The following is a 19,902-nucleotide window of genomic DNA, read 5'->3' as shown; positions in this document are numbered from 1 at the left end:
CACCCCGCACGCCTGAGGAGACCGGCCGTGACCCTTCAGCAAGAGATCGTCGGCAATGCCATGCAGATGGCCGTCGTGAACCTCACGCCCGGCCAGACCGTCTACTGCGAGGCCGGGAAGTTCCTCTTCAAGACCGCCAACGTGTCGATGGAGACCCGGCTCTCCGGACCCGACAGGGGCGGCCGCGACCAGGCCGGCGGCCAGGGCGGCGCGGGCATGGGCGGCCTGCTGCGCCAGGCCATGGGCACCGCGATGCAGGTCGGCCAGCGCGCACTCGCCGGCGAATCGCTCGCCTTCCAGTACTTCACCTCCACCGGCGGCGACGGCACGGTCGGTTTCGCGGGCGTGCTGCCCGGCGAGATGCGCGCCCTCGAACTCACCGGAAACCGGGCCTGGTTCGCCGAGAAGGACGCCTTCGTGGCCGCCGAGTCCACCGTCGACTTCGGCATCGCCTTCCAGGGCGGCCGCGCCGGCATGAGCGGCGGCGAGGGCTTCATCCTGGAGAAGTTCACCGGCACGGGCACCGTGATCATCTGCGGCGCGGGCAACTTCATCGACCTCAACCCGGCCGACTTCGGCGGCCGCATCGAGGTCGACACCGGCTGCATCGTCGCCTTCGAGGAGGGCATCGAGTACGGGGTGCAGCGCATCGGCGGCCTCAACCGGCAGGGCCTGATGAACGCCGTCTTCGGCGGCGAGGGCCTCTCGCTCGCCACCCTGGAGGGCAACGGTCGCGTCATCCTCCAGTCCCTCACCATCGAAGGCCTGGCCAACGCCCTGAAGAAGGCACAGGGCGGCGACAAGCAGGGCCCCACGGGCGGGCTCTTCTCCACCCACGCGGGATGAGCCGCCGCGCCGGGCGATGAGTTCCGCGGGAGCACGGGGTCTCCCCTGATGCGACCGGCGCGGCACGACCGCACCGGAGCGCCCCTCAGGAAGGCTCGGACCATGAAGCTCACCTTCACGTCGTTCCTCACCCTCGACGGTGTCGTCCAGGCCCCCGGCGGCCCCGAGGAGGACCCCGGCGGCGGATTCACCCACGGCGGCTGGCAGGCCCCGTTCGACGACGACACGCTCGGGCGGTACATCACCGAGTGGTTCGCCGGCGCCGACGCCTTCCTGCTCGGCCGGCGCACCTACGACATCTTCGCCGGGTACTGGCCGCGCGTCACCGACCCGGACCACCCGATCGCGGCCCCGCTGAACGCGCTCCCCAAGTACGTCGTCTCCAACACCCTCAAGAACCCCGAGTGGCACCGCACCACCGTCGTCGCGGGCTCCGACGCCGACGTGGCCCGGGAGATCCAGGCGCTCAAGGACCGGCCGGGCCGCGAACTCCAGGTGCACGGCAGCGGCACCCTCGCCAAGTTCCTGATGGGCCACGGCCTCATCGACGAGTACCGCCTGATGATCCACCCGGTGGTGCTCGGCACGGGCCGCCGGCTGTTCACCGACGGGGTGCCGCCCACCTCCTTCGCCGTCGCCGAGGTCCGCACCACCCCCAGCGGCGTCTCCGTCCACACCTACCGCCCCACCGGCCGCCCCCGGTACGGAAGTTACGACCTCGACGAGTGAGCCCGCCCGGCACGCGGACCGGCCCTTCCCGGGCCGATCACGTACGGGTACGGTGATCGTCCCCGTGCGAGCCGCCGACGTCTCCACACCCCCGCACCGTCTGGAGACCGGGCCCGTGTCGTCGATCGCCGCACCCTCCGCAGGCCTCGCCCCGCGCCGCGCCTGGCTCACCGACCTGCCGGTCCTCCTGGTGGCCGTCGTCTGGGGCGCCAGCTACCTCGCCGCCAAGGACATCACCACCGCGCACACCGTGACCGCCGTCCTGGTGCTGCGCTTCGGGGTCGTCATGCCGGTCCTGGTGGCCGCCGGACGGCGCGGCCTTCGTGCGCTGACCGCCGCCCAGTGGCGCGGCGCGGGCCTGCTCGGCCTCGTCCTCAGCGGGATCTTCCTCCTGGAGACCTACGGCGTCGTGCACACCTCGGCCACCAACGCCGGGCTCATCATCAGCCTCACCATGATCTTCACCCCGCTCGCGGAGGCCGCCGTCGCTCGGGTCCGGCCACCTCGTGCCTTCCTCGCGGCCGCCGCGCTCTCGGTGGCGGGCGTGGTCCTGCTGACCCAGGGCGGCGGCTTCACCCCGCCTTCGGCGGGCGACCTCCTGATGCTGCTCGCCGCCCTCGCCCGCACCGCGCACGTACTGTTCATGGCCCGTATCAAGGCGGTCCAGGACGCCGACTCGCTGTCCCTGACCACCGTCCAACTGGGCGGCGCCGTCGCGGTGTTCGCGGTCCTGGCCGCCGTGCCCGACGCGGGGGAGGCGCCCTGGACGGTGGCCGCGGGCTTCGGTGTCCGCGAGTGGAGCGGCCTGCTGTTCCTGTCCGTGTTCTGCACGCTGTTCGCGTTCTTCGTGCAGATGTGGGCGGTCCGCCGCACCTCCCCGTCCCGCGTCAGCCTCCTGCTCGGCACCGAACCGCTGTGGGCGGCGGCCGCCGGCATCGCGCTCGGCGGTGAACGCCTGGGCGCACTCGGCCTGTTGGGCGCGATCCTGGTCCTCGCCGGCACCGGCTGGGGGCGCCGGGCCGTGGCCTGACTACTTCTTCGCGGCCCGCTCCGACGCGATCAGCACCGCCACGCCCGCGGCCGCAAGCACGATGCTCGCGAACACCTCGTGGCCCGCCAGCGCATCGGGGCGGTGCACCAGCGCCCACAGGCCGAACCACCCCGTCCACTCGTGCACAAGACCGCCGATGCCCTGGAGCAGCAGCAGGAACCCGGCGACCTCCAGAAACTTCCTCATGCCCCGAGCCTGCGCCGACGGACCCGGCCTCCGCGTCGGCCGTCGGGACACCGCCGCCGCACCCAAAGTCTCCGGCCGTACGACTTTGGTAGCGTCCCGCGCCCGCATCACGCCGCGAGCCCGCCGGGCTGCGTAACTTTGTCGACATGACACGAGCCGGACCCGAGTTCCGCTGGCTGCTGCCCTCGGCGGTGGCCGACCCCGAGCTGCCCGGCGACCGGGCCCGGCCGCGGCGCACCGTGCGCGACTGGGTCGTCGACATCTGCGCCTTCCTCGCCGCCGCCCTCATCGGCATGCTCACGGCCGACACCCTCGACAAGACGCCCGGCTACTCCGACACCGTCCTGCTCCTCGACCAGCTGGCCGGCGCCGCGGCCTGCTGCGCGGTGTGGCTGCGGAGGCGCTGGCCGGTGGGGCTCGCGGCGGTGCTCGCCGTGGTGTCCGTCTTCGCGCCGGTCGCTTCGGGCGCGTTCCTGGTCGCCCTGTTCAGCCTCGCCGTGCACCGGCCGTTCAGGCCCGCCGTGCTCGCGGTGGGCGGCCTCGCCGTGGCGAGCTCGCTGCTCCAGCCGGTGGTCCGCCCCGACCCGACCACCAGCTTCCTTACCAACGCCGTCGTGGGCACCGTGCTGATCCTGCTGGTCACCGGCTGGGGCATGCTCGTACGTTCCCGGCGCCAGCTCGTCCTCGCGCTGCGCGAACGGGCCACCCGCGCCGAGGCCGAGGCGGCGCTGCGGGCCGAGAACGCGCAGCGCCTCGCCCGCGAGGCCATCGCCCGCGAGATGCACGACGTGCTCGCCCACCGGCTCACCCTGCTCTCCGTGCACGCGGGCGCCCTCGAATTCCGGCCCGACGCGCCGCCCGCCCAGGTCGCCCGGGCCGCCGGCGTCATCCGGGACAGCGCGCACGAGGCGCTCCAGGACCTGCGGCAGATCATCGGGGTCCTGCGCAGTCCCGGCGAGGACGCCGACGACCGGCCCCAGCCGACGCTGGCCACCCTCGACGCGCTCGTCGCCGAATCCCGCGAGGCCGGCATGAAGGTCGTCCTGGACAGCCGCGTCCCGGACGCGGCGGGCGTCCCCGCCGCCACCGGGCGCAACGCCTACCGCATCGCCCAGGAAGCCCTCACCAACGCCCGCAAACACGCGCCCGGCGCCGAGGTCACCGTCACCGTGACCGGCCGCCCCGGCGAGGGACTCACCGTCGAGGTCCGCAACCCCGCGCCCCCGGGACCCGTACCCGACGTGCCCGGATCGGGACAGGGCCTCATCGGCCTCACCGAACGCGCCACCCTGGCCGGCGGCCGGCTCGACCACGGGCGCGGGCCCGACGGCGGGTTCTCGGTCGCCGCCTGGCTACCGTGGCCCTCATGACCATCCGCCTGCTCATCGTCGACGACGACCCCCTGGTCCGCGCGGGACTCACCCTCATGCTCGGCGGCGCCGAGGACATCGAGATCGTCGGCGAGGCGGCCGACGGCTCCGGGGTCGGTCAACTGGCCCAGGAACTGCGCCCGGACGTCGTGCTCATGGACATCCGCATGCCCCACGTCGACGGCCTCACCGCCACCGAGACGCTGCGCGCCCGCCCCGACGCGCCCGAGGTGATCGTCCTGACCACCTTCCACGCCGACGAACAGGTGCTGCGGGCGCTACGGGCCGGAGCCGCCGGATTCGTCCTCAAGGACACCCCGCCCGCCGAGATCGTCGCCGCCGTACGCCAGGTGGCGAACGGTGATCCCGTCCTGTCCCCGGCCGTCATGCGGCAGTTGATGACCCAGGTGTCGTCCGCGGCACCCGGCGACCGGGCGGCCCGCGCCCGCGCCCGCATCGCCCTGCTCGCGGAGCGCGAAAGGGAAGTCGCCGTCGCCGTCGGCCGCGGCCACTCCAACGCCGAGATCTCCGCCCGCCTCTATCTGAGCGTGCCCACCGTGAAGACCCACGTCTCCCGCGTCCTGGCCAAGCTCGACCTCAACAACCGCGTTCAGATCGCCCTGTTGGTGCACGACGCGGGCCTGCTCGACGGCCCGGACCGCGACGTAGGCTGAACCGGAACGGAACGGAGGGCGGGACCATGCTGGTCGTCGATCTGAGTGAGCACGCCGAGGAATTCAACGCCGACCCCTACCCGGTGTACGCCAAGCTGCGTGCCGACGGACCCGCCCACATGGTCCGCACCCCGGCGGGCGGGGAGACCTGGCTGATCGTCGGCCACGAGGAGGCCAGGGCCGCGCTCGCCGACCCCCGGTTCGCCAAGGACTGGCGGCTGCTGGCCGAGGAGGGCTACGTCGAACTCCCCATCAGCTCCAACATGCTGGAGACCGACCCGCCGCAGCACACCCGGCTGCGCAAGCTGGTGGCGAGGGAGTTCACCCCGCGCCGCGTCGAGGCGCTCCGCCCGCGCGTCCAGGAGGTCACCGACCGGCTCCTCGACACGATGCTGGCCACCCCCGGCCGCACCGCCGACCTCGTCGACTCGCTCGCCTTCCCCCTCCCGATGACCGTCATCGCCGAACTCATCGGCGTGCCCGACCTCGACCGCGCGGCCTTCCGCGTGCTGTCCAACCAGGCCGTCGCGCCGCTCACCGACGACGGAGGCGAATCCATCCGGAAGATCGGCGAGTACCTGGCCGAACTGATCGAGGCCAAACGCTCCGCGAGCCCCGCCGACGACCTGCTGAGCGCCCTCATCCGCACGCGCGACGAGGGCGGCGACCAGCTGTCCCAGGACGAGCTCATCGGCATGGCCTTCCTGCTGCTCGTCGCGGGCCACGAGACGACCGTCAACCTGATCTCCAACGGCGTACGCGCCCTGCTGAGCCACCCCGACCAACTGGCCGCGCTGCGCGCCGACTTCGACGGGCTCATCGACGGCGCCGTCGAGGAGATGCTCCGCTACGACGGGCCGGTCGAGACGGCCACCTATCGCTTCGCCCGCGAACCCGTCCTCGTCGGCGACGCCCTCATCCCGGCGGGCGCACCCGTCCTGATCGCCCTCGCCTCGGCCGGTCGCGACCCACTGCGCCACGCCGACCCGGACCGCTTCGACATCCGCCGCGCCCCGCAGAGCCACCTCGCCTTCGGCCACGGCATCCACTTCTGCCTCGGCGCGCCGCTCGCCCGCATGGAGGGCCGGATCGCGGTCCGCAGCCTCCTGGAACGCGCCCCCGACCTCCAACTGACAACGGAAACGGCCCCGTTGGAGTGGCTGCCGGGCATGCTCATCAGGGGCGTACGTCACCTGCCCGTACGTTGGTGACACCCGCGGTGGACCGGTGACTCACGCTTTGCGTGCGGCCGCCGCCCGCTTGCGGTGCTCGCCGCGCAGCACGAGCGAGGGCCACTCGTCCCCGTACGCCCCGCAGGCGCAGACCGACCACAGCGACCACTGCTGCGGCACCGAGTAGTACGGCACGAGCACCCTGGCCGTCCGCAGCCGCGACAGCTTCACCGGAACGAGCGCGGGCAGCACGTCCGGCGCCTGGCCGGCCAGGATCGCGCGGCGGCAGGACGGGCAGGCCGGGCGCCGGTCGGCGGCCGCCTCGCGCGGCCCGGTGCGGCGCCTGGCCTGCTGGCGGTGCTGCTTGCGGACGGGGGAGTGGGTGTCCTCGGCCGCCGTGTGCAGCGGGTTGTAGAAGCAGCGCCGGGCGGCCTTGGGCACCGGCTGCCCGGCCGCCCGGGCATGGACCGCCGCGAACCGTTCGAGCGCTCGGTCGGCGAGCACCGCCGCGGCCGCCAGATCCGGCAGATCGGCTCCCTCGTCGAGCAGCTTGCCCGCGGCCTGGAACGCGTCGAAGGCCCAGGAGCAGTCGCCCTCGGCGCGCGGATCGTCCCCGAACCGCGCCGCCAACGGGGTTGCGGACAGAGGCAGTTCGGCCGTCCGCAGCACGTCACCCACAGCCGTCACCCGCGCCGACACCAGTCGGTCGAGCCGCTCGCGGGCCGTCGCCCATTCGTCGAGGACCAGCTGCTGCTGTTCCTTCGACAGCTCCGCGGGCCGCTGCGCGGGCACGGCGGGGCGCAGCCTCTCCATGAACCACCAACGCCTCAGCACCTTGCCTCCCTCGCTCCGACCAGGGTAGAAGCCTCCTAAGCTACTGGAGAGTTAAGGTGTGGCCGATCGCTCGACAAGGGGTGGAAGCTGTGCACGGTCGTCCAGGGCACGTACTGTCCGCCGTATCCGCCTGACCGGTCTGAAGGGACACGCGTTGACCAGCGACGGCATAGTCGATCTCGCCGCATTGGGCGAGGACTTCACCCGCGACCCCTACCCGGTGTACGCGGGGCTGCGGGCGCGGGGCCCCGTGCACCGCATCCGGATGCCCGAGGGGGCCGACGCCTGGCTCGTCGTCGGGTACGAGGCCGGGCGGGCCACGCTCGCCGACGACCGGCTCTCCAAGGAGTGGGACAGGGCCGCGCCCGGCCTCGGCGTGCGGACGGTCGCGCCCGGCGCCACCATGCTGGGCTCCGACGCGCCCGCCCACACCCGGCTGCGCAAGCTGGTGACGCGGCACTTCACGCCCCGCCGCATCGAGGAACTCGCCCCGCGCGTCCAGGAGATGGCCGACGGCTTTGTCGACGCGATGCTGGCCGCCCCGGACCGCAGGGCCGACCTGGTCGAGGCGCTGTCCTTCCCGCTGCCGATCACGGTCATCTGCGAACTGATCGGCGTGCCCACGCTCGACCGGGAAACCTTCCGCCAGTGGTCCAACACCTCCCTCTCGGCGCCCGCTCTGGAAGACCGCATGACCGCCGCCAAGGCGATCAACGAGTACCTGACGCGCCTGCTCGACGAGAAGCGCGCCAGCCCCGGTGACGACCTGATCAGCGCCCTGATCAGGGCCACCGACGACGAGGACGGCGACCACTTGTCGGGCCCCGAACTCCTCGGCATGGCCTGGCTGCTCCTCGTCGCGGGCCACGAGACCACCGTCAACCTCATCTCCAACGGCATGCTCGCGCTGCTCGCTCACCCGGACCAACTGGCCGCCCTGCGCGCCGACTTCGACGGGCTCATCGACAACGCGGTGGAGGAGATGCTGCGCTACGACGACCCCGTGGAGACGGCGACGTACCGCTTCACCAAGGAGCCCGTCGAGATCGCCGGCACCCTCATCCCCGGCGGCGGCCAACTGGTCCTCGTCGCCCTGGCCGACGCCAACCGCGACCCGGCGCGCTTCGAGGACCCGCACCGCTTTGACATCCGGCGCGACGCCCGGGGCCATGTCGCCTTCGGCCACGGCATCCATTACTGCCTGGGCGCCCCACTGGCCCGCCTGGAGGCCCGGATCGCGGTCCGCACGCTCCTTGACCGCTGCCCGGACCTGACCCTGGACATCGACCCGGCGGCGATCCAGTGGCGCACGGGGATGCTGGTGCGGGGGCCGGAGGCGCTGCCGGTCAGGTGGTGATTTCTGTCAGCCGAAATCTGCCGGCTGGCATCTGACGTCTGTCAGCCGAAAACTGTCAGCCGTCACCCCCCGATCTCCGCGACCCGCACCACCCGCCGCTCCCGGCGCGACACCTCGCACGCCTCCGCGATCCGCAGGGCGTGCAGCGCGTCGCGGCCGTCGCAGGGGTTCGGTGCCTCGCCCCGTACGAGCCGGACGAAGGCGTCGAGTTCGGCCTCGTACGCGGGCGCGAAGCGTTCCAGGAAGCCGGGCCACGGCTTGTCGGGGCGGCCGGGGCCGTGCGGTTCGGCCGAGGTCAGCGGGGTGCGGTCGTCCAGGCCGACCGCGAACTGGTCCTGTTCTCCGGCCAGTTCGAGCCGTACGTCGTACCCCGCGCCGTTGCAGCGGGTGGCCGTCGCCGTCGCCAGGATGCCGTCGTCCAGGGCGAGGACGACCGCCGCCGTGTCGACGTCACCGGCCGCGCGGAACATCGCGGGCCCCGCGTCCGAGCCCATCGCGTACACCTCGGTGACCTCGCGGCCCGTCACCCAGCGCACGATGTCGAAGTCGTGGACCAGGCAGTCGCGGTAGAGCCCGCCCGAGAGCGGCAGGTAGGCGGCGGGCGGCGGGGCCGGGTCGGAGGTGACGGCCCGTACGGTGTGCAGCCGGCCGAGCCGACCCGAGCGCACGAGCTCCCGGGCGGCCAGGTAGCCCGCGTCGAAGCGGCGCATGAAGCCCAGTTGGAGTTCGGTGCCCGCGGCCTCGACCGCGCGGAGGGCTTCGAGGGTGCCCGGCACGTCCAGGGCGATGGGTTTCTCGCAGAAGGCGGGCAGCCCGGCGCGGGCGGCGGCCGCGATGAGCCCGGCGTGCGCGGAGGTCGCCGAGGCGATCACCACCGCGTCGACCCCGGAGAACGCGTCCGCCACCGTTGCCGCGGCCGTCGCGCCGGTCAGCGCCGCGACCTCGGCGGCCCGCGCGGCGTCGGCGTCCGCGACCACCAGGTGCTCGACCCGGGGATGTCGGGCGAGGATTCCCGCGTGGAAAGAGCCGATCCGTCCCGTTCCGATCACTCCGATACGCATGGGCACACCGTGGCCGGGGCGGGTCATCCTGTCAAGAGTTTGTCCTGACAATCGAACTTCACGACTTCCCGTCAACATCCCCGGCGCATTACGCTCGCTCCGTGCCCAAGCAGCCCAGACCAGCGATGGACTTCCCGAAGCCGCTCCAGCTCAGCGTGGACCGCACCAGCCCGGTCCCGCTCTACTTCCAGCTGTCGCAGCAGCTGGAGGCGGCCATCGAGAAGGGCACCCTCACGCCCGGCAGCCTCCTCGGCAACGAGATCGACCTGGCGGGCCGGCTCGGCCTGTCCCGCCCCACGGTCCGCCAGGCCATCCAGGCCCTGGTCGACAAGGGCCTCCTGGTCCGCCGCCGAGGGGTGGGCACGCAGGTCGTGCACAGCCAGGTCAAGCGCCCGCTCGAACTGAGCAGCCTGTACGACGACCTGGAGGCGGCCGGCCAGAAGCCCGCCACCACCGTGCTGCGCAACACCTTCGAGCCGGCCACCGCCGAAGTCGCCGCCGCTCTCGGGGTGCCCGAGGGCAGCGACGTACACCTGGTGGAGCGGCTGCGGTACGCGCACGGCGAGCCCATGGCGCGGCTGCGCAACCACCTGCCGACCGGGCTGCTGCCGCTGGACACCGAGTACCTGGAGGGCACCGGCCTGTACCGGCTGATGCGGGGCGCGGGCATCACGCTGCACAGCGCGCGCCAGACGGTGGGGGCGCGGGCGGCCACCGCGCAGGAGGCCGACCTCCTCACCGAGGCCGAGGGCGCGCCGCTGCTCACCATGCAGCGCACCACCTTCGACGACACCGGCCGGGCGGTCGAGTTCGGCTCGCACATCTACCGGGCCTCGCGCTACTCCTTCGAGTTCCAGCTGCTCGTACGGCCGTGAGAGACGCGAGCGGTCCCGTAAAGCTCTTGAGTAAGAATGTTCGGACAAAGTATTGACCGTGTAGCGGAACCGCCGCTAGAACTCACGTGCCGCAACCGGGCGGCCGGGACAGAAGGCGGAACCCATGCGCACACCCCGCACGGCAACCACGGCGGCCGTGGCCGTCGCCGCACTGGCGCTCGCGCTCGGCGGCTGCAGCAGCTCGGGGGGCAAGAGCTCCGAGGACAAGGGTTCCGGATCGCCGAGCGGCGGCAAGGGCGTGAACACCCCCCGCCTCAAGATCGCGATGGTGACCCACTCCGGCGAGGGCGACACCTTCTGGGACATCGTCCAGAGCGGTGCGAAACAGGCCGCGGCCAAGGACAACGTCGACTTCCTGTACTCGGCGGACAAGGAGGGTCAGCAGCAGGCGCAGCTGGTGCAGGCGGCCATCGACCAGAAGGTCGACGGGCTGATCGTGACGCTCGCCAAGCCGGAGGCGGTCAAGGACGTCGTCAAGAAGGCCGTCGCGGCGGGGATACCCGTCGTCACGATCAACTCCGGCGCCGACTTCTCCAAGGAGGTCGGCGCGCTCGGCCACATCGGCCAGGACGAGGGCGTGGCCGGCGAGGCGGTCGGCGACGAGCTCAACAAGCGGGGCCGGAAGAAGGCCCTCTGCGTCATCCACGAGCAGGGCAACGTGTCCCTGGAGCAGCGCTGTGCGGGTGTGAAGAAGACCTTCCAGGGCAGCGTCGAGAACCTCAACGTCGACGGCACCAACACGCCCGCGTCCACCTCCTCCATCGAGGCCAAGCTCCAGTCGGCCAAGGACATCGACTCGGTCGTCACGCTCGGCGCGCCGATGGCGGCCGCCGCGGTCAAGGCCAAGGGCGACGCGAACAGCTCCGCCGAGATCGACACCTTCGACCTCAATGCGGCCGTGATCAAGCAGTTCAAGGCCGAGGAGATCGGCTTCGCCGTCGACCAGCAGCCCTACCTCCAGGGCTATCTCGCGGTCGACGAACTGTGGCTGAACAAGACCAATGGGGATGTGATCGGCGGCGGCAGGCCGGTCCTGACCGGACCCGCGATCGTCACCGAGAAGGACGTGCCGACGCTGGAGAAGTACACCGCCCGCGGTACCCGATGATCGCCCGGGGACCCCGCGTGACCCATACTTGGGCGGCCGGGGCAGGCCTGAACCAGCCCCGGAGGCACCCGGTGGTACAGCAAGAAGGGCACGGCGTCGTGGCAAGGGTTCGGACAGGGGTACGCGTCATGGGCGCGGTGCTGGCAGCGGTGCTCGGGGCCTCCTTGGCGGGGTGCAGCAGCACCGGCGGCAAGCGCGCAGAGGACGCGCGCAAGTCCGCGCAGGCCCAGGGGAGGGCCGCGGTGGACACGCCCCGCTGGAAGATCGCGATGGTCACCCACTCGGGCGACGGCGACACGTTCTGGGACATCGTCCAGAACGGCGCCAAGCAGGCCGCCGTCAAGGACAACATCGACTTCCTCTACTCGCACAGCGACCAGGGGCAGCAGCAGGCGCAGTTCGTGCAGGCCGCCATCGACCAGAAGGTCGACGGCCTCATCGTCACGCTCGCAAAGCCGGACGCCCTCAAGGACGTCGTCGCCAAGGCCGAGAAGGCCGGCATCCCGGTGATCACCGTGAACTCGGGCTCGGAGAAGTCCAAGGAGTTCGGGGCGCTCACCCACATCGGCCAGGACGAGACCATCGCGGGCGAGGCCGTCGGCGACGAGCTCACCAAGCGGGGTAAGAAGAAGGCCCTCTGCGTCCTGCACGAGCAGGGCAACGTCGGCCACGAACAGCGCTGCGCGGGCACCAGGAAGACGTTCAAGGGCGAGGTTCAGAACCTCTACGTCACCGGCACCAACATGCCCGACGTGCAGTCCTCCATCGAGGCCAAGCTCCAGGCCGACCCGTCCATCGACGCCGTGGTCACCCTCGGCGCGCCCTTCGCGGACACGGCCGTCAAGGCCAAGCAGTCGACCGGCAGCTCCGCCGAGATCGACACCTTCGACCTGAACGCCAAGGTGGCCACGGCCCTGGAGGCCGGCACGCTCGGCTTCGCCGTCGACCAGCAGCCCTACCTCCAGGGGTACGAGGCGGTGGACCTGCTCTGGCTCTACAAGTACAACGCCGACGTCCTCGGCGGCGGGCTCCCGGTCCTGACCGGGCCCCAGATCATCACCAAGGACCAGGCCGCCAAGCTGGAGGAGTACACGAAGCGGGGGACGCGATGAGCGCGACAGACATCGCCGAGGACGAGCGGCTGCTTCGCCGCTCGGTCTGGCGCAAGATCCTCGGCCGCCCCGAACTCGGCTCGGTGGTCGGCGCCGGAGCCGTCTTCCTCTTCTTCTCGGTCGTCGCCGGAAGCTTCCTGCAGCCCTCCAGCCTCTCCACCGTCCTGTACGCGGCCTCGACCATCGGCATCATGGCGGTGCCGGTCGCGCTGCTCATGATCGGCGGCGAGTTCGACCTGTCGGCCGGAGTCCTGGTGACGACGTCCGCTCTCGTCTCCTCGATGTTCAGCTATCAGATGACGGCGAACGTCTGGGTCGGAGTGGGGGTCTCCCTCCTGGTCACCCTCGCCATCGGTGCGTTCAACGGCTTCATGCTGACCCGCACCAAGCTCCCGAGCTTCATCATCACGCTCGGCACCTTCCTGATGCTGACCGGCCTCAACCTCGGCTTCACCAAGTTGATCAGCGGCACGGTCTCGACGAAGTCCATCGCCGACATGGAGGGCTTCGAGTCCGCGAAGAAGCTCTTCGCCTCCCAGCTGACCATCGGCTCCGTCGACCTGAAGGTCACCATCCTGTGGTGGTTCGCCCTGGTCGCCGTCGCCACCTGGATCCTGCTGCGGACCCGCTTCGGCAACTGGATCTTCGCGGTCGGCGGCGAGGCGGACGCGGCCCGCGCGGTCGGCGTACCCGTCTTCAAGACGAAGATCGGCCTCTACATGGGCGTCGCCTTCGCGGCCTGGGTCTCCGGCCAGCACCTGCTGTTCTCGTTCGACGTGGTGCAGTCGGGCGAGGGCGTCGGCAACGAGCTGATCTACATCATCGCGGCCGTCATCGGCGGCTGCCTGATCACCGGCGGCTACGGCTCGGCGATCGGCTCCGCCGTCGGCGCCTTCATCTTCGGCATGACCAGCAAGGGCATCGTGTACGCGGAGTGGAACCCGGACTGGTTCAAGTTCTTCCTCGGAGCGATGCTCCTGCTCGCCACCCTCCTCAACGCGTGGGTGCGCAAGCGGGCGGAGGCGACAGCATGACGACCACACCGGACAAGACGGCCGAGCGGACGGCGCTCGTCGAGCTCGACGACGTCAGCAAGTACTACGGCAACATCCGCGCCCTCGAAGGGGTCTCCCTGGAGGTGCACGCCGGGGAGATCACCTGCGTACTGGGTGACAACGGAGCCGGCAAGTCCACCCTCATCAAGATCATCGCAGGCCTTCACCGGCACGACGCCGGCGACTTCCGCATCGAGGGCGAGGACGTCTCGCTGAACAACCCGCGCGAGGCCCTGGACCGCGGCATCGCCACCGTCTACCAGGACCTCGCCGTGGTCCCGCTGATGCCGGTCTGGCGCAACTTCTTCCTCGGCTCCGAGCCCACCAAGGGCAAGGGCCCCTTCAAGCGGCTCGACGTCGAGAAGATGCGCGCCACCACCCGCGCGGAGCTGCTGCGCATGGGCATCGACCTGCGCGACGTCGACCAGCCGATCGGCACCCTGTCCGGAGGCGAGCGCCAGTGCGTCGCCATCGCGCGCGCCGTCTACTTCGGCGCCAAGGTCCTCGTCCTTGACGAGCCGACCGCGGCGCTCGGCGTGAAGCAGTCCGGCGTCGTCCTGAAGTACGTGGCGGCCGCCCGGGACGCCGGACTCGGCGTGGTTCTCATCACGCACAACCCGCACCACGCCTACCTCGTCGGAGACCGTTTCGTGCTGCTGAAGCGCGGCACGATGACAGGCAGCCACCTGCGCTCCGACATCACCCTGGACGAGCTCACCCGCCAGATGGCGGGCGGCAGCGAGCTCGAAGAGCTCAGCCACGAACTCCAGCGGGCCCCCGCCCCCGGCCACCTCGGCGGCCCGTCCGACAAGGAGTGAGCCGGCCGCCCCGGGCCACCGGGGCGGCCCCCGGCGCAAGGTCCGCCTCCCACAAGGGTGGCAGAATCGGCCCCGATGACCACGTACCGCGACTTCGCCCTAGCCCACCGGGGTTCCGCCCGGGCCACCGTGCTGCGCACCGTAGGCACCCGGGAACGCCGCTCGCACCTGACGGCCCCCCGGGTCCCCACCGTCGGCATCGACATCGGCGGTACGAAGGTGATGGCCGGCGTCGTGGACGCGGACGGGAACATCCTGGAGAAGCTCCGCACGGAGACCCCGGACAAGTCCAAGAGCCCCAAGGTCGTCGAGGACACGATCACCGAGCTGGTCCTCGACCTCTCCGACCGGCACGACGTGCACGCGGTCGGCATCGGCGCGGCCGGCTGGGTCGACGCCGACCGCTCCACCATCCTGTTCGCCCCGCACCTCGCCTGGCGCAACGAGCCGCTGCGCGACGCCCTCCAGGCCCGCCTCGCGGTGCCGGTCATGGTCGACAACGACGCCAACACGGCCGCCTGGGCCGAGTGGCGCTTCGGCGCAGGACGCGGCGAGGACCACCTGGTCATGATCACCCTTGGCACCGGCATCGGCGGCGCGATCCTGGAGGACGGGCAGGTCAAGCGCGGCAAGTACGGCGTCGCGGGCGAGTTCGGCCACATGCAGGTCGTGCCCGGCGGCCACCGCTGCGCCTGCGGCAACCGCGGCTGCTGGGAGCAGTACAGCTCCGGGAACGCCCTGGTCCGCGAGGCCCGCGAGCTGGCCACGGCCGACTCCCCGGTGGCGTACAACATCATCGAACGGGTCGGCGGGAACATCCCCGAGATCACCGGGCCGCTCATCACCGAGCTGGCCCGCGAGGGCGACGCCATGTGCGTCGAACTGCTCCAGGACATCGGCCAGTGGCTCGGCGTCGGCATCGCCAACCTGGCGGCCGCCCTCGATCCGTCCTGCTTCGTCATCGGCGGGGGCGTCAGCGCCGCCGACGACCTCCTGATCGGCCCCGCCAGGGACGCCTTCAGACGCCACCTCACCGGCCGCGGCTACCGCCCCGAGGCCAGGATCGCCAAGGCCCAGCTGGGCCCCGAGGCGGGGATGGTCGGCGCCGCCGACCTCGCCCGCCTGGTGGCCCGCCGCTTCCGCCGGGCCAACCGCCGCCGCGTCGAGCGCTACGAGCGGTACGCCAAGGCCGCCGAAGCCGTCCGCAGGACGGGCACCACCCGCACCACCCAGGGATCCGACTGATGACACCGTCCGACCGCCCCGCGGTGCCGCGCCAGTCCCCGCCGCCGGACGAGAAGCCCCCCGAGACCCGGCAGCACATGATCCGGCGGCGCTGGATCACCGCGGTGATCATCGTGCTGCTCATCGGCGTGCCCGCCGGCTATCTGGCGATCTCCGCCGAACAGAGCCGCACCAGCGGCCGTGACAAGGAGTCCTCGGCCGCGCAGCAGGCCCTCCAGCACGACTGGCCGTCCAAGGCCCAGCGGCGCATCTACAACGTGCCGATCCCGGCGGACGCCGTCGGCGTCGACTTCTACGAGTCGAACACCTGGAACGTCAGCAAGCTCTACGTCAACTTCAGGACCAGCGCGGCGGGCCTCGCCGAGTTCATGAAGGAGAGCGGCACCAGCACCGCCGCGCTCAAGCCCGGGGACGTGACGGTCACCCCCGAGGACGCCAAGCGCGTCGGCTGGCCCTTCTCCGCGGGCCACGACTGGGCGGGCACCACCCACGCCCAGAAGGACCCGCTGCCGACCCAGAACATCACCGTCGACGAGACCGACCCGGACAAGCCGGTCGTTTTCGTGGTGTCCACGGCTACCCCCTGACCCCGTAAGGCGCGGAAGAAAAAGAGGTTGAGGTGTGCGGACCTCGGCCGGTAGCGTGCGCGACAACGTGACAGACCGCCAGGAGGTGAGACCCGTGAACGCAGTAAGCACGTGGGTGCTCCCCCTCTTCGTCACGGCGGGCGGCTGACATAGGTGTCGCCGGGAGTGCCACAACGACAAGGCACTCCCGAAAGGCAGCACCCTATGAATTCTGTGCATTTCGCTCCAGGCCCGGACGGGCACGCGGTCGTGGTCACGCGAGTCGCGGAGCAGCAGTGGCACGCCGTGGAGGGCGGCCGGGTGGTCGGCCGCGGTGACGCGGCGCAGCGGTTCGACGGCCGGCTCTTCGTGAGCGTGGACGCGTGGCACGGGGCGGCGTTCGACCGGCTTGCCGCCGCGATGGTGGCGGACCTGCCGACGCCGCTCCATACCGTGGTCGACGAAGCCGACCTCGACTCGACGGCCAACTGGCAGCGAGCGGGCTTCAGGATCCGGCGCCGCGAGCGCGAGTACCTCGTGCCCACTGACCCGGAAGTCACCGGGCTGGGCTCTGTGCGACTGCCGCCGGGCATGACGGTCGTGCCTGCCGGTGAGGCGCAGGAGGGGCCGCTACGCGCTCTGGACCGCACGATCCGCGATGAGGTCGAGGCCACGCTCGGCTGGCAAGCGATGCCGGCCGAAGTGCTGCTTCGCCCGGGCGGGAGCACCGTGGTCGACCCGTCGAAGTACGTGGTCGCGGCGGAGTCGGGCCGCTACGTGGGACTGCTCCGGGTGGCGCCGGTACCCCGGCGGCCGCGGATCGGGCTGATCGCGGTCCGGGCCGACCGGCAGCGCCGTGGCATCGCCCGGGCGATGCTGGCCCAGGCGCTGGGCTCGTTGCACCGCTCTGGGGAGGCGACGGCATGGGCCGAGGTGGACGAGTCCAACGGACCGGCCAGGGCGCTGTTCGGCGGCGTCGGCGCCCAGCGCGTGGGCGGCAACCTGGAATTGGTCCGCGGCTGACGCCCCGCCCCACCCCCGCCATGGTGGCCTTCCACGCGATCGTGTTTTGTCTGCGATCCCACCAACCTCACCATCACCGAACGGAGAAGTGACAGAACTTGGCAAGAACAGCAAAGGGCATAGAAGTCGAGGGCACCGTCGTCGAGTGCCTGCGCAATGCCACCTTCAAGGTGGAGCTCCAGAACGGACACCAGGTGCTCGCGCACATCAGCGGGAAGATCCGGAAGAACTACATCAGGATCCTGCCGGTGGACCGGGTGCTCGTGGAACTCAGCCCGTACGACCTCACGCGCGGCCGGATCCTGTACCGGTACCGGACGTAGGGGGCCAGGACGTGCGGGCGCGGTGACGGTTTCGTCAGTAGCTGCCGGTGAGTTCGCCGCCCGCCCGTCGAAGCGCCTGTGCCACAGCTCCGGACCGGTACGGAACCGGGCCGGAGCGATGGCTGTTCGCATCACCCGGCAGGGACGCCGGACGTCCGCGCGGGCGGTGTCAGAGCACCCGGGCGGTCAGCGGGACCGGCGCGAGGCGGCCGACGACGACCTGCCCGTCATCCGGCTGCGTGCCGGTCCTGGCGTCCGGCAGGGCCCGGATGCCCAGGGTGTAGATCAGCGCGGTCTTGTCCGTGGACCCGGTGTTCAGATGCGGGTTGGAGGACACGATCAGCGTCTTGCCGCCGTCCTCGATGCGGGCGTCCAGGTTCCCCGTGACGTACGGCTGGACGAAGTAGTAGCCGTAGGACGCGCCGCCGGTGAAGGCGAAGCCGGTCGGGGCGGTGAAGCGCTGTTCGATGGTGCCGGGGTTGACCGGCTGGTTGCTCAGCGAGCGCAACTCCAGATTGAAGGTCGTGGTCTGGCCCGGAGCCGCCGCCGGGATCGACTCCTGCACCACGCGCAGCGCCGTCTCGTTCTGGGCGGTTCCGGTGATCTTGCCGGAGAGCTGGACGGGGGTGTGCCTGCCGACGCTGGCCGAGCCGTTGTCGTACCGTCCGGGCACGGCGTCGTTCCTGGCCTGCACCGGGATCGTGTAGATCACCGAACCGGTGTCGCTGGTGGTGGTGTTGAGGTGCGGGTTGGCCGTGATGACGAGGGTCCGGCCGCCGTCCTCGATGCGGTGGACGAGGTTCCCGGTGACGACGCCGTGGATGGTCTCGTAGTACGCGTACGTGGGATGGCCGGTGAAGACGAAGCCGGTCGGGGCGGTGAAGCGCTGGGTGATCGTGCCGGGGTTGACCGGCTGCCCGGCGGGCGCCGTGTACTTCACGTTGAAGGCGGTGTACTGGCCCGGCGCGATCTCGGGGACGGTGTCCTGGAAGATCGTCAGCGCCTTCTCGTCCGCGATCGGCTCGGGTACGACGACCGTGACCGGCAGCGTGTACGTGTTGTCCTTGAGGTTGAGGTCGCCGCCGTACTGGATCTCCAGCGTGGAGGTGTACGTGCCCGGCGGGGTGCTGTCCGGCGCGGTGATCCGGAACACCCCGTCCAACGTGCCCTGGTGGGCGAGGAGTTGCTGCCCGGTGAAGGTGCGGGTGAGCCGCCGCCCGGTGGTGCCCGGGCCGCCGCTCAGACCGTCGGCCAGCGTCAGTACGGCGGTCACGTACTGCCCGTCGGCCGGGTTGGGCCCGCGGCTGCGGATCCGGGCGCCGAGATCGAACTCCTGGTCGCGCTGCACCCGATAGGGGTTGACGACCTCGCCGTACAGGTCGGCGGCGGGCGGGGGCGGCGGGGTCATCTGCGCGACGCTCGTGACGCCACGGACGCGGTGGTTGTTGCTGTCGGCGATGTAGAGGTTGCCGGCCCGGTCGAGGGCCACCCCGTAGGGGTAGAAGAGGCGGGTGGCCGCGGCGGGGCCGCCGTCGTCCACGTATCCGGCGGTGCCGGTGCCCGCGACGGTGGTGATGACACCGTCCGAAGTCACCTTGCGGACACGGTGGTTGTGCCCGTCGCCGATGTACAGGCTGCCGGCTTCGTCGAGCGCCAGGCCCCAGGGGTAGTGGAGCCGGGTGCCGATGGCCGGTCCGCCGTCCGAGACGTAGCCCGCCGTGCCGTTGCCCGCGACGGTGGTGATGATGCCGTTCGTAGTGACCTTGCGGATGCGGTGGTTGTGCCGGTCGGCGATGTAGAGGTTTCCGTCGCCGTCCACCGTCACCGCCACGGGGTAGTGCAGTCGGGTCGAGATCGCCGGTCCGCCGTCGGAGACGTATCCGGCGTCGCCGTTGCCCGCCACGGTGGTGATGTTGCCGTTGGGGGTGACCTTGCGGATGCGGTGGTTGTAGTGGTCCGCGATGTACAGGTTGCCGCTGCGGTCCACGGCCACCCCGTACGGGTAGTGGAGCCGGGTGGCGATGGCGGGTCCGCCGTCGGAGACGTAACCGGCCTCGCCGTTGCCCGCCACGGTGGTGATGTTGCCGGCGGGAGTGACCTTGCGGACGCGGTGGTTGTAGGTGTCCGCGATGAAGACATTGCCCGCGTCGTCCACCGCCACGCCCCCGGGATAGTGGAGCCGGGTGGCGACCGCGGGCCCGCCGTCCGAGACGTATCCGGCCTGGCCGTCGCCCGCGACGGTGGTGATGTTGCCGTTGGGGGTGACCCTGCGGACGCGGTGGTTGTTGCGGTCGGCGATGTAGAGGTTGCCGTTCTTGTCCACGGTCACGTCGTAGGGGTACTGGAGCCGGGTCAGCGCCCCCGGCCCCCCGTCGGAGATGAATCCGCCCACGCCGTTGCCCGCGACCGTCGCGATGGCGCCTTCCATCAGGCCCGCGGGCTGCGGACCGGTTCCCGTGCTGGCTGCGGTTGTCAT

Annotated in this window: 20 protein-coding genes; 16 read left to right on the top strand and 4 right to left on the bottom strand. The window is 71.4% G+C overall.

Translation table 11 applies throughout. From position 1 onward, the window contains the following. The first annotated feature begins 27 nt into the window (after positions 1–27). From ADK54_RS13020 to ADK54_RS13010, 3 genes are all read left to right on the top strand, one after another. Positions 28–846 (top strand): AIM24 family protein, encoded by an 819-nt coding sequence (locus ADK54_RS13020; RefSeq protein WP_078966345.1) that lies wholly within the window; start codon positions 28–30, stop codon positions 844–846. 102 nt (positions 847–948) lie between these two features. After that, complete coding sequence (locus ADK54_RS13015) at positions 949–1,575, top strand: dihydrofolate reductase family protein (protein ID WP_053725766.1); 627 nt, start codon at positions 949–951, stop codon at positions 1,573–1,575. 115 nt (positions 1,576–1,690) lie between these two features. After that, entirely contained in the window at positions 1,691–2,605 is a 915-nt protein-coding gene (locus tag ADK54_RS13010) for a DMT family transporter (protein WP_053725845.1), read from the top strand. Here ADK54_RS13010 and ADK54_RS13005 read toward each other — a convergent pair whose 3' ends face one another. Beyond that, positions 2,606–2,812: a hypothetical protein gene (locus tag ADK54_RS13005; protein ID WP_053725765.1), complete on the bottom strand. Its 207-nt coding sequence runs from the start codon at positions 2,810–2,812 to the stop codon at positions 2,606–2,608. Positions 2,813–2,958: 146 nt separating this feature from the next. On the opposite strand from ADK54_RS13005, the gene ADK54_RS13000 reads away from it, so the two are divergent. The 3 genes from ADK54_RS13000 to ADK54_RS12990 are packed head-to-tail and all read left to right on the top strand — an operon-like array spanning position 2,959 to position 6,067. Continuing rightward, entirely contained in the window at positions 2,959–4,182 is a 1,224-nt protein-coding gene (locus ADK54_RS13000) for a sensor histidine kinase (RefSeq protein WP_053725764.1), read from the top strand. Further along, on the top strand, positions 4,179–4,856 hold the full coding sequence (locus ADK54_RS12995; RefSeq protein WP_078966353.1) for a response regulator transcription factor: 678 nt from the start codon (positions 4,179–4,181) through the stop codon (positions 4,854–4,856). Before ADK54_RS13000 ends, ADK54_RS12995 begins: the two co-directional genes overlap by 4 nt. 26 nt (positions 4,857–4,882) lie before the next feature. Next, positions 4,883–6,067, top strand: a complete 1,185-nt coding sequence (locus ADK54_RS12990; protein ID WP_053725762.1) for a cytochrome P450 family protein — start codon at positions 4,883–4,885, stop codon at positions 6,065–6,067. Between the two features lie 21 nt (positions 6,068–6,088). On the opposite strand, the gene ADK54_RS12985 is transcribed toward ADK54_RS12990, so the two are convergent. Further along, positions 6,089–6,862 carry a hypothetical protein gene (locus ADK54_RS12985; RefSeq protein ID WP_159047741.1) on the bottom strand — a complete coding sequence of 258 codons (774 nt, stop codon included), beginning with the start codon at positions 6,860–6,862 and terminating at the stop codon, positions 6,089–6,091. Between the two features lie 154 nt (positions 6,863–7,016). Between ADK54_RS12985 and ADK54_RS12980 the strand changes: the two genes are divergently transcribed. Further along, complete coding sequence (locus ADK54_RS12980; RefSeq protein WP_053725760.1) at positions 7,017–8,219, top strand: cytochrome P450 family protein; 1,203 nt, start codon at positions 7,017–7,019, stop codon at positions 8,217–8,219. Between the two features lie 62 nt (positions 8,220–8,281). On the opposite strand, the gene ADK54_RS12975 is transcribed toward ADK54_RS12980, so the two are convergent. After that, entirely contained in the window at positions 8,282–9,280 is a 999-nt protein-coding gene (locus ADK54_RS12975; protein WP_053725759.1) for a Gfo/Idh/MocA family oxidoreductase, read from the bottom strand. A gap of 125 nt (positions 9,281–9,405) precedes the next feature. Here ADK54_RS12975 and ADK54_RS12970 point away from each other — a divergent pair, with 125 nt between their 5' ends. From ADK54_RS12970 to infA, 9 genes are all read left to right on the top strand, one after another. Next, positions 9,406–10,155, top strand: a complete 750-nt coding sequence (locus tag ADK54_RS12970; RefSeq protein ID WP_199826945.1) for a GntR family transcriptional regulator — start codon at positions 9,406–9,408, stop codon at positions 10,153–10,155. A gap of 124 nt (positions 10,156–10,279) precedes the next feature. Next, the gene (locus ADK54_RS12965) at positions 10,280–11,284 is read left to right on the top strand and encodes a substrate-binding domain-containing protein (RefSeq protein WP_053725758.1); all 1,005 of its coding nucleotides are present in this window, start codon (positions 10,280–10,282) and stop codon (positions 11,282–11,284) included. 98 nt (positions 11,285–11,382) lie between these two features. Then, positions 11,383–12,396, top strand: coding sequence for a sugar ABC transporter substrate-binding protein (locus ADK54_RS12960; RefSeq protein WP_053725843.1), 1,014 nt, complete (start codon positions 11,383–11,385; stop codon positions 12,394–12,396). After that, positions 12,393–13,430, top strand: a complete 1,038-nt coding sequence (locus tag ADK54_RS12955; protein WP_053725757.1) for an ABC transporter permease — start codon at positions 12,393–12,395, stop codon at positions 13,428–13,430. The genes ADK54_RS12960 and ADK54_RS12955 overlap by 4 nt, the downstream gene beginning before the upstream one ends. Beyond that, the gene (locus tag ADK54_RS12950) at positions 13,427–14,269 is read left to right on the top strand and encodes an ATP-binding cassette domain-containing protein (RefSeq protein ID WP_053725756.1); all 843 of its coding nucleotides are present in this window, start codon (positions 13,427–13,429) and stop codon (positions 14,267–14,269) included. Before ADK54_RS12955 ends, ADK54_RS12950 begins: the two co-directional genes overlap by 4 nt. Before the next feature lie 75 nt (positions 14,270–14,344). Beyond that, a complete protein-coding gene (locus ADK54_RS12945; protein ID WP_053725755.1) occupies positions 14,345–15,514 on the top strand; it encodes an ROK family glucokinase in 1,170 nt (389 codons plus the stop codon). Continuing rightward, positions 15,514–16,101, top strand: a complete 588-nt coding sequence (locus ADK54_RS12940) for a hypothetical protein (protein WP_053725754.1) — start codon at positions 15,514–15,516, stop codon at positions 16,099–16,101. Before ADK54_RS12945 ends, ADK54_RS12940 begins: the two co-directional genes overlap by 1 nt. 204 nt (positions 16,102–16,305) lie before the next feature. Next, the gene (locus tag ADK54_RS12935; RefSeq protein ID WP_053725753.1) at positions 16,306–17,103 is read left to right on the top strand and encodes a GNAT family N-acetyltransferase; all 798 of its coding nucleotides are present in this window, start codon (positions 16,306–16,308) and stop codon (positions 17,101–17,103) included. 98 nt (positions 17,104–17,201) lie between these two features. Continuing rightward, entirely contained in the window at positions 17,202–17,426 is a 225-nt protein-coding gene (gene infA / locus ADK54_RS12930; RefSeq protein ID WP_053725752.1) for a translation initiation factor IF-1, read from the top strand. A gap of 169 nt (positions 17,427–17,595) precedes the next feature. On the opposite strand, the gene ADK54_RS12925 is transcribed toward infA, so the two are convergent. Beyond that, positions 17,596–19,902 carry an NHL repeat-containing protein gene (locus ADK54_RS12925; RefSeq protein ID WP_234392034.1) on the bottom strand — a complete coding sequence of 769 codons (2,307 nt, stop codon included), beginning with the start codon at positions 19,900–19,902 and terminating at the stop codon, positions 17,596–17,598.

Origin of the sequence: Streptomyces sp. WM6378 (assembly GCF_001279695.1) — a bacterium.
Lineage (GTDB): Bacteria > Actinomycetota > Actinomycetes > Streptomycetales > Streptomycetaceae > Streptomyces.
Note: the sequence above shows the minus strand (reverse complement) of the source record. Positions and strands in the feature narration are given on the sequence as shown.

Bases quoted from the DNA above. Each gene is read 5' to 3' on its own strand.
- ADK54_RS12940 (WP_053725754.1), top strand. From the start codon at position 15,514: ATGACACCGTCCGACCGCCCCGCGGTGCCGCGCCAGTCCCCGCCGCCG.
- ADK54_RS13005 (WP_053725765.1), bottom strand. From the start codon at position 2,812: ATGAGGAAGTTTCTGGAGGTCGCCGGGTTCCTGCTGCTGCTCCAGGGC.
- ADK54_RS12955 (WP_053725757.1), top strand. From the start codon at position 12,393: ATGAGCGCGACAGACATCGCCGAGGACGAGCGGCTGCTTCGCCGCTCG.
- ADK54_RS12945 (WP_053725755.1), top strand. From the start codon at position 14,345: ATGACCACGTACCGCGACTTCGCCCTAGCCCACCGGGGTTCCGCCCGG.
- ADK54_RS12935 (WP_053725753.1), top strand. From the start codon at position 16,306: ATGAATTCTGTGCATTTCGCTCCAGGCCCGGACGGGCACGCGGTCGTG.
- ADK54_RS12950 (WP_053725756.1), top strand. From the start codon at position 13,427: ATGACGACCACACCGGACAAGACGGCCGAGCGGACGGCGCTCGTCGAG.
- ADK54_RS13015 (WP_053725766.1), top strand. From the start codon at position 949: ATGAAGCTCACCTTCACGTCGTTCCTCACCCTCGACGGTGTCGTCCAG.
- ADK54_RS12995 (WP_078966353.1), top strand. From the start codon at position 4,179: ATGACCATCCGCCTGCTCATCGTCGACGACGACCCCCTGGTCCGCGCG.
- ADK54_RS12975 (WP_053725759.1), bottom strand. From the start codon at position 9,280: ATGCGTATCGGAGTGATCGGAACGGGACGGATCGGCTCTTTCCACGCG.
- ADK54_RS12965 (WP_053725758.1), top strand. From the start codon at position 10,280: ATGCGCACACCCCGCACGGCAACCACGGCGGCCGTGGCCGTCGCCGCA.
- ADK54_RS12970 (WP_199826945.1), top strand. From the start codon at position 9,406: ATGGACTTCCCGAAGCCGCTCCAGCTCAGCGTGGACCGCACCAGCCCG.
- ADK54_RS13000 (WP_053725764.1), top strand. From the start codon at position 2,959: ATGACACGAGCCGGACCCGAGTTCCGCTGGCTGCTGCCCTCGGCGGTG.
- ADK54_RS12990 (WP_053725762.1), top strand. From the start codon at position 4,883: ATGCTGGTCGTCGATCTGAGTGAGCACGCCGAGGAATTCAACGCCGAC.
- ADK54_RS12925 (WP_234392034.1), bottom strand. From the start codon at position 19,902: ATGACAACCGCAGCCAGCACGGGAACCGGTCCGCAGCCCGCGGGCCTG.